The organism is Pseudomonas sp. 7SR1 (assembly GCF_900156465.1).
Taxonomy (GTDB): Bacteria; Pseudomonadota; Gammaproteobacteria; order Pseudomonadales; family Pseudomonadaceae; genus Aquipseudomonas.
This window is the reverse complement of the sequence record NZ_LT707064.1, coordinates 5,544,902-5,558,181: the sequence shown is the minus strand read 5'-3', so window position 1 is coordinate 5,558,181 and position 13,280 is coordinate 5,544,902. Positions and strand designations below refer to the sequence as shown.

Annotated in this window: 12 protein-coding genes; 7 read left to right on the top strand and 5 right to left on the bottom strand. The window is 62.0% G+C overall.

Annotated features, from left to right (window positions below; genetic code table 11):
- The first annotated feature begins 3 nt into the window (after window positions 1-3).
- Complete coding sequence (locus BW992_RS24440; protein WP_072388986.1) at window positions 4-1,467, top strand: glyceraldehyde-3-phosphate dehydrogenase; 1,464 nt, start codon at window positions 4-6, stop codon at window positions 1,465-1,467.
- Between the two features lie 90 nt (window positions 1,468-1,557).
- Here BW992_RS24440 and BW992_RS24435 read toward each other — a convergent pair whose 3' ends face one another.
- A complete protein-coding gene (locus BW992_RS24435; RefSeq protein WP_076407221.1) occupies window positions 1,558-2,859 on the bottom strand; it encodes an MFS transporter in 1,302 nt (433 codons plus the stop codon).
- 215 nt (window positions 2,860-3,074) lie between these two features.
- Here BW992_RS24435 and BW992_RS24430 point away from each other — a divergent pair, with 215 nt between their 5' ends.
- Window positions 3,075-4,073: an FAD:protein FMN transferase gene (locus BW992_RS24430; protein ID WP_072388982.1), complete on the top strand. Its 999-nt coding sequence runs from the start codon at window positions 3,075-3,077 to the stop codon at window positions 4,071-4,073.
- 218 nt (window positions 4,074-4,291) lie between these two features.
- Complete coding sequence (gene sthA / locus BW992_RS24425) at window positions 4,292-5,686, top strand: Si-specific NAD(P)(+) transhydrogenase (RefSeq protein ID WP_053158653.1); 1,395 nt, start codon at window positions 4,292-4,294, stop codon at window positions 5,684-5,686.
- Between the two features lie 42 nt (window positions 5,687-5,728).
- Here the strand turns inward: sthA and BW992_RS24420 are convergent, their stop codons facing one another.
- On the bottom strand, window positions 5,729-6,451 hold the full coding sequence (locus BW992_RS24420; protein ID WP_072388980.1) for a glycerophosphodiester phosphodiesterase: 723 nt from the start codon (window positions 6,449-6,451) through the stop codon (window positions 5,729-5,731).
- The gene (locus BW992_RS24415) at window positions 6,448-7,044 is read right to left on the bottom strand and encodes a PilZ domain-containing protein (RefSeq protein ID WP_072388978.1); all 597 of its coding nucleotides are present in this window, start codon (window positions 7,042-7,044) and stop codon (window positions 6,448-6,450) included. The genes BW992_RS24420 and BW992_RS24415 overlap by 4 nt, the downstream gene beginning before the upstream one ends.
- Before the next feature lie 94 nt (window positions 7,045-7,138).
- Here BW992_RS24415 and BW992_RS24410 point away from each other — a divergent pair, with 94 nt between their 5' ends.
- The 3 genes from BW992_RS24410 (at window position 7,139) to BW992_RS24400 (ending at window position 10,386) form a co-directional block, all read left to right on the top strand.
- On the top strand, window positions 7,139-8,389 hold the full coding sequence (locus BW992_RS24410; protein WP_072388976.1) for a lipoprotein-releasing ABC transporter permease subunit: 1,251 nt from the start codon (window positions 7,139-7,141) through the stop codon (window positions 8,387-8,389).
- A 7-nt stretch (window positions 8,390-8,396) separates the two neighbouring features.
- A complete protein-coding gene (lolD, locus tag BW992_RS24405; protein WP_165887691.1) occupies window positions 8,397-9,080 on the top strand; it encodes a lipoprotein-releasing ABC transporter ATP-binding protein LolD in 684 nt (227 codons plus the stop codon).
- A gap of 61 nt (window positions 9,081-9,141) precedes the next feature.
- Complete coding sequence (locus tag BW992_RS24400) at window positions 9,142-10,386, top strand: lipoprotein-releasing ABC transporter permease subunit (protein WP_072388972.1); 1,245 nt, start codon at window positions 9,142-9,144, stop codon at window positions 10,384-10,386.
- Window positions 10,387-10,554: 168 nt separating this feature from the next.
- Here BW992_RS24400 and BW992_RS24395 read toward each other — a convergent pair whose 3' ends face one another.
- Both BW992_RS24395 and BW992_RS24390 read right to left on the bottom strand, forming a co-directional pair.
- Window positions 10,555-11,913 carry a heavy metal sensor histidine kinase gene (locus BW992_RS24395; protein ID WP_076407220.1) on the bottom strand — a complete coding sequence of 453 codons (1,359 nt, stop codon included), beginning with the start codon at window positions 11,911-11,913 and terminating at the stop codon, window positions 10,555-10,557.
- Window positions 11,910-12,590 carry a heavy metal response regulator transcription factor gene (locus BW992_RS24390; RefSeq protein ID WP_072458054.1) on the bottom strand — a complete coding sequence of 227 codons (681 nt, stop codon included), beginning with the start codon at window positions 12,588-12,590 and terminating at the stop codon, window positions 11,910-11,912. Before BW992_RS24390 ends, BW992_RS24395 begins: the two co-directional genes overlap by 4 nt.
- 159 nt (window positions 12,591-12,749) lie before the next feature.
- Here BW992_RS24390 and copI point away from each other — a divergent pair, with 159 nt between their 5' ends.
- The gene (gene copI / locus BW992_RS24385; RefSeq protein ID WP_072458053.1) at window positions 12,750-13,271 is read left to right on the top strand and encodes a copper-resistant cuproprotein CopI; all 522 of its coding nucleotides are present in this window, start codon (window positions 12,750-12,752) and stop codon (window positions 13,269-13,271) included.
- The last annotated feature ends 9 nt before the right edge of the window (window positions 13,272-13,280 follow it).

Below are 13,280 nucleotides of genomic sequence, written 5' to 3'. Positions count from 1 at the left end.
TACATGTGGAAGGTTCCCGTGACTCAGAAGCCCGACCAGTGTCTTGGTGAATGGATCGATCGTGAAGCACTCGCCGAAGCGATGATCCCTCTCATCGGTCAGCTCTACCGCAATAACAACGTGGTGAGCTCGATCTATGGCCGCAGCCTGATCAACCAGTCTGTCATCGCGATTCTCAAGGCTCACCGCTTTGCTCGCCACCGTCAGTCTGACGACAGCGAATTGTCCGTCCACGAAACTTTCCCTCTGCTCAAGGCCATGAGCGAGCTCAAGCTCGGTGCCGCCTCGGTGGACCTGGGCAAGCTGGCCGTCAAGTTCAAGGCCCAGGGCAATGGCCGCAGCGCCGAGCAGTTCGTTCGCGAAGAGCTGGCCGATGTGGTGGGTCAACAGAACGCTTCGGCCCGTAAAGGTACCGACGTGGTGCTGTACGGCTTCGGTCGTATCGGCCGTCTGCTGGCGCGCATCCTGATCGAGAAGACCGGTGGCGGCGACGGCCTGCGCCTGCGGGCCATCGTGGTGCGCAAGGGCGCCGAGAACGACCTGACCAAGCGTGCCAGCCTGCTGCGCCGCGATTCGGTCCACGGTTCGTTCAACGGCACCATCATCATCGATGAAGAAAACAACACCATCTGCGCCAACGGTAACCTGATCCAGGTGATCTACGCGAAGAACCCCACCGAGGTGGACTACACCCAGTACGGCATCAAGGACGCCCTGCTGGTGGACAACACCGGCGTATGGCGTGATGCTGATGGCCTGGGCCAGCATCTGGCCTGCCCGGGCATCGACCGGGTCGTGCTGACCGCGCCTGGCAAGGGTAAGCTGAAGAACATCGTTCACGGTATCAACCATGGCGATATCACGGCCGAGGACAAGATCGTCTCCGCCGCGTCCTGCACCACCAACGCCATTGTGCCGGTGCTCAAGGCGGTCAACGACAAGTTCGGCATCGTCAACGGTCACGTTGAAACCGTGCACTCGTATACCAACGACCAGAACCTGATCGACAACTTCCACAAGGGCGATCGCCGTGGCCGCAGCGCCGCGTTGAACATGGTCATCACCGAAACCGGTGCCGCCACCGCCGCTGCCAAGGCCCTGCCTGAGCTGGCCGGCAAGCTGACCGGCAACGCGATCCGTGTGCCGACGCCAAACGTGTCGATGGCTATTCTCAACCTGAACCTGGAGAAAGCCACCAGCCGCGAAGAGATGAACGAGTACCTGCGCTATGTGGCGCTGCATTCGGAACTGCACAAGCAGATCGATTTCGTCAATTCGCAGGAAGTGGTCTCCACCGACTTCGTAGGCTCGCGCCACGCCGGCGTAGTCGATGCCGAAGCCACCATCTGCAACGACAACCGCGTTGTCCTGTATGTGTGGTACGACAACGAGTTCGGTTACAGCTGCCAGGTGGTTCGCGTAATGGAAGACATGGCCGGTGTAAACCCGCCAGCGTTCCCGCGCTAAGCCCAGGCCGCCCATGAAAACGCCCCGACTTGTCGGGGCGTTTTTTTGTCTGAGCTTTATGTCCTGCGCAAGGCCTGCTCGCGCCAGGACTTATCTGGCGCCGCCCGCCATCGAAGCCTGTGCAGTGCGCAATTCATGACGATTGCCCCTGAACAGCACCAGGGTCGCCACCAGCCCCAACACCGCCGCGCCACTGAGCCATATGCCGGGAGCCGCCTTGTTCCCCAGCTCATGGATCAGATAAGTACAGGCCGCCGGGGTAAAGCCGCCGAAGGTGGCGGTGGCAAGGCTGTAGGCCAGGGAAAAGCCGGTGGTGCGCACCTCAACCGGCATGATTTCCGTCAAGGCCACCACCATGGCGCCGTTGTAGGATCCGTACAGGAACGAGAACCACAGTTCGACCATCAGCAGATGGCTGAAGCTAGGGTTCGTCACCAGCCATGACAGCGCTGGATATGCCGTTAGGATCGCCAGGATTGTCGCTCCCAGCAGCAAGGGCTTGCGTCCGATCTTGTCGGAAAACGCACCCATCACCGGTAACCAGAAGAAGTTCGACAGACCGATGCATACCGTGACCAGCAAGGCATCCAGATCCGACAGGTTCAATTCGGCCTTGCCGAAGGTCGGGGTATAGGCGGTGATCAGGTAGAACGACACCGTGGTCATGACCACCATCGCCATGCCGGCCAGGACGATGCCGAAGTTCTGACCGATGGAGCGGATGATTTCCGACAGGGTGGGGCGGTGTTTTCTTGCTTGGAACTCAGGGGTTTCCTCCAGAAAGCGACGGATCACGAAAATGGCCGGCACGATCATGCAGCCCACCAGGAAAGGTACGCGCCAACCCCATTCGCCCATTTCCTGGGGGCTCAGCCAATGATTGAGGGCCACCCCCAGCAGCCCGGCAAACACCACGGCGGCCTGTTGGCTGGCGGACTGCCAACTGACAAAGAAACCCTTGCGTCCCGGCGTGGAGATTTCCGCCAGGTACACCGACACACCGCCCAATTCCACACCGGCGGAAAAGCCCTGCAGCAACCGCCCCAGCAGCACCAGCAGCGGGGCCATCACGCCCAGGGTGGCGTAACCTGGCACACAGGCGATCAGCAAGGTGCCCGCGGCCATCATCGCCAGGGTGATGATCAGTCCCTTGCGGCGACCGTGTCGGTCAATATAGGCGCCGAGAAAGATCGCCCCCAGCGGACGCATCAGAAACCCGGCGCCGAACGTGGCCAGGGACAGCATCAGCGAAGCGAAGGCACTGTCGGTGGGAAAGAACGTCCTGGCGATGGCCGTGGCGTAGAAGCCGTAGACCATGAAGTCGAACATCTCGAGAAAATTGCCGCTGACCACGCGAAAGATCGCCTTGGCGCTGCTCGTGTTGGAAGACATGTCGGTACTCACTCTGGCAAATCTTGTAGGAATCGCAGTACCTGTGGGAGCGAGCCTGCTGGCGGTGGCGACGGATCAATCAGCACCCATGCGACTGACTCTCCACTATCACGACCAGGTTCGCTTCCACAGATTCGCGCATGCACGCGCTGACGCCCATAATGGCGGGCGCGGTTTTGAGGGGAGATGAAGATTTGTTAATTGGACGCAGGGAGATGCTTGTGGTCCTGGTTGCTGCCTTGTCCGGCTGCGGCAACGGCGACACCCTCGAGCGATTCGACGGGCCCACCATGGGTAGTCGTTATTCTGTCCAATACGTCAGGCATTCCGCCGCCCCTGGCCCGAAAGCGCTGCAGGGCGAGGTGGAAAGCATCCTCGCCGAAGTGGACCGGCAGTTCTCGACCTATCGCAGCGATTCCGAGATCGAGCTTTTCAACGGGTTGCCGGCCAACAGTTGCAAGGTCATGCCCGGGCCGGTCCTGGAACTGATACGAGTGGGGGAACGGTTGTCCCTGGACAGCGAGGGGGCTTTCGACCTGACGGTGGAGCCGTTGTTGAACCTGTGGGGGTTCGGCCCCCAGTCCCGGGAAGAAAAGGTGCCAACCGCGCAAGCCCTGGCCCAGGCGCGGCAGCGTGTCGGCTACGGGCACCTGCGTATCGACGGTGAGCGGTTGTGCAAGGACGCCGCGGTGGAAGTCGATTTCAACAGCGTCGCCGCGGGCCATGCCGTGGACCGGATCGCCGCCAGGCTCCAGGCCCTGGGCATCGACAGCTACCTGGTGGAAGCCACGGGAGAGCTCAAGGCTGCCGGACACAAGCCCGATGGCGCGCCCTGGCGAGTCGCCCTGGAAGAACCCCGGGACGACCGGCAGGTGGCCGAGCGTGTCATCGAGGTCGATGGTTATGGGGTTTCGACGTCCGGTGACTACCGTCATTATTTCGAACAGGACGGAACGCGTTATTCCCACACGCTCGACGCACGCACCGGTTCGCCGGTCCGACACAACCTGGCGTCAGTGACTGTGATTCATCCTTCGGCGTTGATGGCCGATGGACTATCGACGCTGTTGCTGATTCTCGGCCCGGAAAGGGGCTGGGACTATGCCGAAAAACACGGTATCGGGGTATTTTTCGTGGTGCGGGAGCAGGGGCGCTTCGTCATCCGCACCAATGATGCATTTGAACGGTTTAGCACCGGCAAAGCCCAACGATGACAGGCTGGTGAAAGGGTAGGTGTGGCGAAATGGCGCAGGCAAAAGGGGGTGCCCCCTAGCCTAGGACGCGACCAAGGGGTAATGTGCGCGGCGTTGACGCTTCTATAGACTGTGGCCGGGCTCGTGAACCGGCCCCAAATTGTTCCTTCATGCCGCAAACGGCGTGATTTAGCCGTGGTCGCCAAGTCCGGCGCCGCGGCCTGTTCTGAGGAGTACGCATGGCTGTCTACAACTACGACGTGGTGGTACTGGGTTCCGGCCCGGCGGGGGAAGGCGCGGCAATGAACGCCGCCAAGGCAGGGCGCAAGGTGGCGATGGTCGACAGCCGTCGGCAGGTCGGCGGCAACTGCACCCACCTGGGCACCATCCCGTCCAAGGCCTTGCGTCACTCGGTCCGGCAGATCATGCAATTCAACACCAATCCGATGTTCCGGGCGATCGGCGAGCCGCGCTGGTTTTCCTTCCCGGACGTGCTCAAGAGCGCCGAGAAAGTCATTTCCAAGCAAGTGGCCTCGCGTACCGGCTACTACGCTCGCAATCGCGTGGATGTGTTCTTCGGCACCGGCAGCTTCGCCGACGAGCAGACCGTCGAAGTGGTCTGTGGCAACGGCGTCGTGGAAAAGCTGGTGGCCAAGCACATCATCATCGCCACTGGTTCGCGCCCGTATCGCCCGGCCGATATCGACTTCAACCATGCGCGGATCTACGACAGCGACACCATCCTGAGCCTGGGCCATACCCCGCGTAAGCTGATCGTCTATGGCGCCGGCGTGATCGGTTGTGAATATGCCTCGATCTTCAGCGGCCTTGGGGTACTGGTGGAACTGGTGGACAACCGTGGCCAGCTGTTGAGTTTCCTGGATTCGGAAATCTCCCAGGCCCTGAGCTATCACTTCAGCAACAACAACATCACCGTGCGCCACAACGAAGAGTACGACCGTGTCGAGGGTGTGGACAACGGCGTGATCCTGCACCTCAAGTCCGGCAAGAAGATCAAGGCTGACGCCTTGCTATGGTGCAATGGCCGTACCGGCAACACCGACGCCCTGGGCCTGGAAAACATCGGCGTGAAGGTCAACAGCCGTGGCCAGATCGAAGTCGATGAAAACTATCGCACCTGCGTGCCGAACATCTATGGCGCCGGTGACGTGATCGGTTGGCCGAGCCTGGCCAGTGCCGCCCACGACCAGGGTCGTTCGGCCGCCGGCAGCATCGTCGACAATGGCAGCTGGCGCTTCGTCAACGACGTTCCGACCGGTATCTACACCATTCCGGAGATCAGCTCCATCGGCAAGAACGAGCAGGAGCTGACCCAGGCCAAGGTGCCGTACGAAGTGGGCAAGGCTTTCTTCAAGAGCATGGCGCGGGCACAGATCGCCGGCGAGCCGCAAGGCATGCTCAAGATCCTGTTCCACCGCGAGACGCTGGAAGTGCTGGGCGTGCACTGCTTCGGCTACCAGGCCTCGGAGATCGTCCACATCGGCCAGGCGATCATGAACCAGCCTGGCGAGCTGAACACGCTGAAGTACTTCGTCAACACCACGTTCAACTACCCGACCATGGCCGAAGCCTATCGGGTAGCGGCCTACGACGGGCTCAACCGGCTTTTTTGAGCGGCTCCGGCCGGTGGCCTGAGCCGGCCGGGGAGACCGATTTCAGCAATTCTCGAGCGTGGCAGTGGCCAAACCGGGAAAGTCTGTAATCAGGCTGTCAGCGCCAAAGTCGGCGAGCCTGCGCATGAGCGCGGGCTCGTTGACGGTCCACACCGACACATGCAGGCCCTGACGCTGCGCCTTGATCAGGCGTTCCGGCGTGCACAGGGTCCAGTTCAGCGCCAGAATCTCACAGCCATAGCTCTGCGCGACCTTCAACGGGTCGAGCCAGGCGTATTCCGCCACCAGGCCACGGGAAATGTCCGGGGTCAGCTCCAGGGCAGCCTTGAGCACCTCCCGGGAACTGGACGTGATGGTGACCTTGTCCAGCAGCCCGAAGCGCTGGGCCATTTCGCGAATGCCCAGCACCGTCGCCGCCGCCCGGGTGCGTGACGCGCTTTTGACTTCCAGTTGCCAATGCTCGAAATCACACTTCTCGAACAGCTCTTCGAGGCGCGGGATCGGGCACGGCGTGATCCAGCCCGGGCCACCTTTGCGCGCATCGTAGGTCACCAGCTCGGCGGCGGTATGTTCCACCACCTTGCCCCGGCGATCCGTGGTGCGCTTGAGGGTCGGGTCATGGATCACCATCAACTCGCCGTCCATGGAGAGGTGCAGGTCCAGTTCGCAACGGCGCACGCCGTGCTTGAGACATTCCTGAAAACCGGTCAGGGTGTTTTCCGGCGCTTCGCCCTTGGCGCCGCGGTGGCCATAGATGAGGGTCACGGTTGTTCCTTATGGGTACCTGATTCGTTCAGTTCTCGCGCCAGGCGACGTTCTTGCGCCTGTTTCTGCAGGATGTAGCGGGCCAGCAACTGGCGCTGGCCGTCGGTCGGGTGTTCGAACTCGGTACCGACATCATAGCCATCGCCCTTGGGATCGCAGTGGGTGACACGCGCCCGCAGCAACAGGCCCAGGGCCTGGGGCATCAGCACCAGTTTGATGGACAGGTGCGCGCCGACGGCAATGGGCGTGGGGTATTGGAAGTCGATGCCGCCTTCGGAAATGATCACCGGTTGTGGCTCGCCGATCTCCCCCAGCACCGTCAGGGCAATCACCTGGCTGAGCAGGTCGATGCGTTTGTTCATCACCTTGAGGTACGCCGCGATGCTGCGTTCGCGCTCGCTGATCTGGCGCAGCAGGTGTTGTGACTCGAATTCGCTCAGGTGCAGTTCGCTGAGCAGATTGAATAATGGAGAAGCATCCTGCAACAGTTCCTGGCTGGCGGCTTCAGGAATCGACAGGGGCTGAATTTCCAGTGCGATCGTGTCCTCGATACGGTAGTATTCGCGGCGATCTTCTTCATCTAATGTCGACATGGCGAACCCATGGTAGCGGCGGTGGTCTGAGTGTAAAGCTGGTTTGTGACCCCCGCCACAAGGACGTTCCTTTTCCCTCCGAACAAGCCCCGACATGTTCAGACCTCTCTTCGTATTTATCGGCACGCGTTATACCCGTGCAAAACGCCGCAACCATTTCGTATCGTTCATTTCCCTGACGTCCATCATCGGCCTGGCCCTTGGCGTGGTCGTGATGATTGTCGTGCTGTCGGTGATGAACGGCTTCGATCATGAAATGCGCACCCGTGTACTGGGCATGGTGCCCCATGCCACCGTCGAATCCGGCGAGGCCATCAGCGACTGGCCGAGCCTGGCCGCCCAGGTCAAGCACAATCCGCAGGTGCTGGCCGTGGCGCCTTTCACCCAGATGCAGGGGCTGCTGACCAACGACGGCAAGGTGTCCAAGGTGTTGCTCAACGGCATCGACCCCGGGCTCGAACGGCAGGTGTCGATTATCGACAACTTCATGCGGCAGGGCCGGCTGGACGACCTGGCGCCGGGCAGCTTCGGCATCGTCATCGGCGACAAGGCCGCGACCAAGCTCGGCGTCGCCATCGGCGACAAGCTGACGTTCGTCGCACCGGAGGTCACCGTGACCCCCGGCGGCATGTTCCCACGCATGAAGCGTTTTACCGTGGTCGGCATTTTCCATGTCGGTGCCGGCGAGCTGGACGGCTACCTGGGGGTCACCAACCTCCAGGACCTGGCGCGCCTGCATCGTTGGAAACCGGATCAGGTCCAGGGGTTGCGGTTGAAGTTCGACGATCTGTTCCAGGCGCCCCGTGTCGCCTGGAACATCGCCCAGCAGCTTGGCGAAGATCGTTATTACGCCCGCGACTGGACCCGTACCCACGGCAACCTGTACCAGGCGATCCGCATGGAAAAAGCCATGATCGGCCTGTTGTTGCTGCTGATCGTCGCCGTGGCCGCGTTCAACATCATTTCCACGCTGGTGATGGTGGTGAACGACAAGAAGGGCGACATCGCCATCCTGCGCACCCTGGGTGCCACGCCGGGGCAGATCATGCGCATCTTCATGGTCCAGGGCACGGTCATCGGTGTGATCGGCACGATTGTCGGCGCCCTGGTCGGGATGTTCGCCGCGCTGAACGTCAGCGCCGCGATTGCCGCCCTCGAAGGCCTGATCGGCCACAAGTTCCTCAACGCCGACGTGTACTTCATCGACTACCTGCCGTCGCAATTGCAGTCCGATGACGTGGTGATGGTCTGCGGCGCCGCGTTGATCCTGAGTTTCCTCGCCACCCTGTATCCAGCCTGGCGTGCCGCACGCACCCAGCCTGCGGAGGCGTTACGTTATGAGTGAGTCGGGCATGAGTGAAAAAGCGATCTTGAGCTGCCGCAACCTGGGTAAATCCTACGAGGAGGGCCCGGAGTCGGTAGTGGTGTTGTCGGGCCTGCAACTGGAGCTGTTCCCGGGTGAGCGCGTGGCGATTGTCGGCACGTCCGGGTCGGGCAAGAGTACCTTGCTCAATCTGCTGGGCGGTCTCGACACGCCCACCGCCGGCAGTGTCTGGCTGGCGGGCGAGGAACTCTCGGCGCTGAACGAGAAGGGCCGCGGCCTGCTGCGCAACCGTTCCCTGGGCTTCGTCTACCAGTTCCACCATCTGTTGCCGGAATTCACCGCACTGGAAAACGTCTGCATGCCGTTGCTGATCGGCCGTACCGCGATTCCCGAAGCTCGCCAGCGGGCCACGGCGTTGCTGGAGCGGGTCGGGCTGGGGCACCGCCTTGAACACAAGCCGGCCGAACTGTCCGGTGGCGAGCGCCAGCGGGTGGCGATTGCCCGGGCGTTGGTCAACAAGCCGGGCCTGGTGATGCTCGACGAGCCGACCGGTAACCTCGATTCCCACACCGCCCAAGGCATCCAGGACCTGATGCTGGAGCTCAGCACCTCGTTGCGCACCGCGTTCCTGGTGGTTACCCACGACATGAATCTGGCCCGGCAGATGGACCGCGTGCTGCATCTGCAGGAAGGTTGCCTGACCCCTATCTGACCGACCGGAACCCGGCGCAGCATCCATGCGCCGGGTCATTTATCTTTTTACGGTGCCCCGAATGTTCAGACCGTTATCGATCTTTATCGGCACGCGCTATACCCGCGCCAAGCGTCGCAATCGCTTCGTTTCATTCATCTCCATGACGTCGATGATCGGCCTCGCCCTGGGCGTGCTGGCGATGATCGTGGTGCTCTCGGTCATGAATGGTTTCCAGCGCGAAATGAGCTCGCGCATCCTTGGCATGGTGCCCCACGCCACCATCGTCGGGGTCAATCCCATCGATGACTGGCAACCGGTGGCCGCCGCGGCATTGAACAATCCCCAGGTGACGGCGGCCGTGCCGTTCACCGAAATGGAAGGCATGCTCAGCCATAAGGGCTCGATGCAGCCGATCCAGATCAGCGGTATCGATCCGGCCCAGGAAGGCAAGGTGTCCATCGTGGCCCAGCATATTGTCCAGGGGCGTCTCGATGCCTTGAAACCGGGCGAATATGGTGTGGTGATCGGTGAGATCACGGCTCGACGCTTTCGTTTGAACGTCGGCGACAAACTGACCTTGATCGTGCCGGAAGTCAGCACCGCGCCGGGGGGAATCACTCCGCGCATGCAGCGACTGAACGTGGTGGGTGTGTTCAAGGTGGGCGCCGAGCTGGATGGTTCCATGGCGCTGATCCACCTGGCCGACGCCGCACAGATGCAGCATTGGCAGCCGAACCAGGTGCAGAGCGTGCGTCTGGCGGTGAAGGACCTGTACGCCGCGCCCAAGGTGTCTGGCGATATCGCCAGCAGCCTGGGTGCAGGCTACAAGGCGGACGACTGGACCCACACCCAGGGCAGCCTGTTCAGTGCCATGAAAATGGAAAAGACCATGATCGGCCTGCTGTTGCTGATGATCGTCGCAGTGGCGGCGTTCAATATCATCGCGACCCTGATCATGGTGGTGAACGAAAAGGGCGCGGACATCGCGATCCTGCGGACCATCGGCGCCACGCCGCGGCAGATCATGGCGATCTTCATGGTCCAGGGTACGGTAATCGGCGTCGTCGGTACGGTGATCGGCGGAGTGCTGGGGGTGATCGCGGCGTTGAATGTCAGCGAGCTGGTGGGATGGCTGGAGCGGGTCAGTGGCCAGCACATCTTCAGTTCCGATGTGTATTTCATCAGCAACCTGCCGTCGGAGCTTCAGCGTGGCGACGTGATCCTGATCTGTGCCGCCGGCTTTATCCTGAGCTTCCTCGCCACGATCTACCCGGCCTGGCGTGCGGCGAAGACCGAGCCGGCGCAGGCGTTGCGGTATTCCTGATATCCAGGACCGGCTGCAGGGCCCTTGTTGCCAGGGAATTTACCCCGTTGGGCTGCGAAGCAGCCCTGAACCTGAAAGCTCGGTACATCAGACAGGTTGAATTGACAGTTTTGGGGGGGGCGCTTCGCGGCCCAGCGGGGATAAATCCCCTCGCCACAGGGTCTTGTGTCAGGGCTGGCCTGCCTTCGGCAATTCAATCATGAAGCGTGTCCAGCCATCGGCCGACTCGCAGTGGATATGCCCGCCGTGGGCATGGATGATCGAGCGGGTAATGGCCAGGCCCAGCCCCGCATGTTCACTGCTGCCTTCCCGGCGGGCCGGGTCGGCGCGATAGAAGCGATCGAACAGGCGCGGCAGCAGGTCTGCTGGAATGCCTTCGCCGCTGTTCTCCACATAGATCTTCAGCGCATGCGGGCCGTCAAGGATCTGCAGGCGCACTTCGCCGCCGCCGGGGGTGAAGCGCAAGGCATTGTCCAGCAGGTTGGAGAAGGCCCGGCGCAACATGCTGCGATCCCCCTCCACGCGACCGTCGCCTTCCCGGTTCAGCCGTACATTGACGTCTTCGGCCAAGGGTGCGAAGAACTCCAGCAGCACATCCACTTCCGCCGCCAGTAACAGCGGCTCACGGTTGGGCGCCAGCAGGCCATGGTCGGCCTTGGCCAGGTACAGCATGTCGTTGACCATTTGCGCCATCCATTGCAGTTCTTCGAGATTGCTGTGCAGCGCTTCGCGGTAGTCCTCCAGCGGACGTTCCCGGGTGAGGGTGACCTGGGTGTGGGTCAACAGGTTCGACAGCGGCGTGCGCAATTCATGGGCGATATCGGCGGAGAACGCCGAGAGCCGTTGAAACGCATCGTCAAGGCGTTCGAGCATGGCGTTGATGCTGTGGGCCAATTCGGCCAGTTCGGCAGGCATCTGCTCTTCGGGCAGGCGGGCGTTGAGGGAGCGGGCCGAGACGCTGCCGGCAATGGCCCCCATGCGCCGCAACGGCCGCAAGGCGCGTCGTGCGGCCCAGGCGCCCAGCAGGGCGGTAGCGAGGGCGGAGAGGCCCACGGTCAACCAGATCAGGCGCTGCATGCGTTGCAGAAAATGCTGGTGGTGGGTGATGTCCAGCAGCAGCGTCAGTTGTGGCGAGCCGGGACGGTTGGGGTCCAGTGGCGCATTCAGCACCCGGTAGTCGGTGTCTGCATCGCTGAGGGTCGACAGGCCAGGACTTTCCGGCAGTTGCTGTGGAATCCGGATCGAGCTGTCGTACCAGCGCACACCATTGCTGTCCTTGATACGCAACGCCAGGTCGGCCTGGCGGCTGAGTTCATCCTCCAGGCGCCTGCGGGTCTGCTCGGCGTCGAGATCCTGCAAGGCCCGGCGCAAGCCGATCAGCCGGCCTTCCAGCAACTGTTGATCCAGCTCGATGAAGTGCGCCTCGCTGCCGCGGCTGAACAGCACCCCGGCAAACAGCGACACCACGGCGGTGCAGGCGGCGAACAGCAGCGCCAGGCGACTGCTCAAGGACCACCGGGCCTTCACAGGCTTCGCTCTTCGAGCACATAGCCCATGCCGCGCACCGTGTGGATGAGCTTGCTGGGAAATTCGTCGTCAATCTTGATCCGCAGGCGGCGGATCGCGACTTCGATGACGTTGGTGTCACTGTCGAAGTTCATGTCCCAGACCTGGGAGGCGATCAGGGACTTGGGCAGCACCTCGCCCTGGCGCCGCAAAAGCATCTCCAACAGGGCGAATTCCTTGGCGGTGAGGTCGATGCGCCGACCGCTGCGTTCGACGCGGCGACGGATCAGATCCAGGCGCAAGTCGGCCAGTTGCAGGCTGGTTTCCTGGGGCGACGAACCGCCGCGACGCAACAGGCTGCGGACCCGTGCCAGCAATTCGGAAAACGCGAAGGGCTTGACCAGATAGTCGTCGGCGCCCAGTTCCAGGCCATGCACCCGGTCCTGGACAGCGTCCCGCGCGGTGAGAAACAGCACCGGAGTATCCAGCCCGGCGCCGCGTACGGCCTGCAGAATCTGCCAGCCATCGCGTCCGGGCAGCATCACGTCAAGGATCAACAGGGCGTATTCACCGCTCAGGGCCAGTTGCTGGCCGGTGATGCCATCGGCCACCAGGTCGGCATTGAACCCGGCTTCGCTCAGGCCCTGGCGCAAGTATTGGCCGGTTTTCGTTTGGTCTTCGACGATCAGCAATTTCATGGTGGCGGCTCGAGGCAGGATTGGAACGAGGGCGTTATACCGTGGCACGCAGGGCCATGGTGCAACCTGACAAAGTTGTAATCGAGCCGTCAGCCGATTGGCAGGCGCACGGCGATAGAGTTTCGCACAAGCTGAACCTCATCCCTTGGGAGTCTGAACATGTTAATGGGTAAACGCCTGATCCTGGCTGCTTGTGCAATCGTCCTCAGTGCGCCGTCATGGGCCTCGCCAGGCCATGTCGATTTTGGCCAGCCAGCGCCGGCGGCCAAGGCCAGTCGCAGTATCGAAGTGGTGATGGGGGACATGACCTTTTCGCCCGCGTCCCTCGATATCAAGGCCGGGGAGACCGTGCGTTTCGTATTGATCAATAAAGGCCAGTTACTCCACGAATTCAACCTGGGCGACGCGGCCATGCATGCCGAACACCAGCAGCAGATGCTCAAGATGCAACAGAACGGACAGTTGATGCCGACCGCGATGAAGCAGGGCATGGACCACGGCGCCATGGGCCACGGCCAGGCAGGCATGCGCCACGACGATCCCAACAGCGTGCTGGTGGAGCCGGGCAAGACAGCCGAACTGACCTGGACCTTCAGCAAGGTCACTCGCCTGGAGTTCGCTTGCAATATTCCCGGCCATTACCAGGCGGGAATGAAGGGTGACCTGACCGTCAGACAGTAAGCACTCAAA

Bases quoted from the DNA above. Each gene is read 5' to 3' on its own strand.
- BW992_RS24440 (WP_072388986.1), top strand. From the start codon at position 4: ATGTGGAAGGTTCCCGTGACTCAGAAGCCCGACCAGTGTCTTGGTGAA.
- BW992_RS24435 (WP_076407221.1), bottom strand. From the start codon at position 2,859: ATGTCTTCCAACACGAGCAGCGCCAAGGCGATCTTTCGCGTGGTCAGC.
- BW992_RS24430 (WP_072388982.1), top strand. From the start codon at position 3,075: ATGCTTGTGGTCCTGGTTGCTGCCTTGTCCGGCTGCGGCAACGGCGAC.
- sthA (WP_053158653.1), top strand. From the start codon at position 4,292: ATGGCTGTCTACAACTACGACGTGGTGGTACTGGGTTCCGGCCCGGCG.
- BW992_RS24415 (WP_072388978.1), bottom strand. From the start codon at position 7,044: ATGTCGACATTAGATGAAGAAGATCGCCGCGAATACTACCGTATCGAG.
- BW992_RS24410 (WP_072388976.1), top strand. From the start codon at position 7,139: ATGTTCAGACCTCTCTTCGTATTTATCGGCACGCGTTATACCCGTGCA.
- lolD (WP_165887691.1), top strand. From the start codon at position 8,397: ATGAGTGAAAAAGCGATCTTGAGCTGCCGCAACCTGGGTAAATCCTAC.
- BW992_RS24400 (WP_072388972.1), top strand. From the start codon at position 9,142: ATGTTCAGACCGTTATCGATCTTTATCGGCACGCGCTATACCCGCGCC.
- BW992_RS24390 (WP_072458054.1), bottom strand. From the start codon at position 12,590: ATGAAATTGCTGATCGTCGAAGACCAAACGAAAACCGGCCAATACTTG.
- copI (WP_072458053.1), top strand. From the start codon at position 12,750: ATGTTAATGGGTAAACGCCTGATCCTGGCTGCTTGTGCAATCGTCCTC.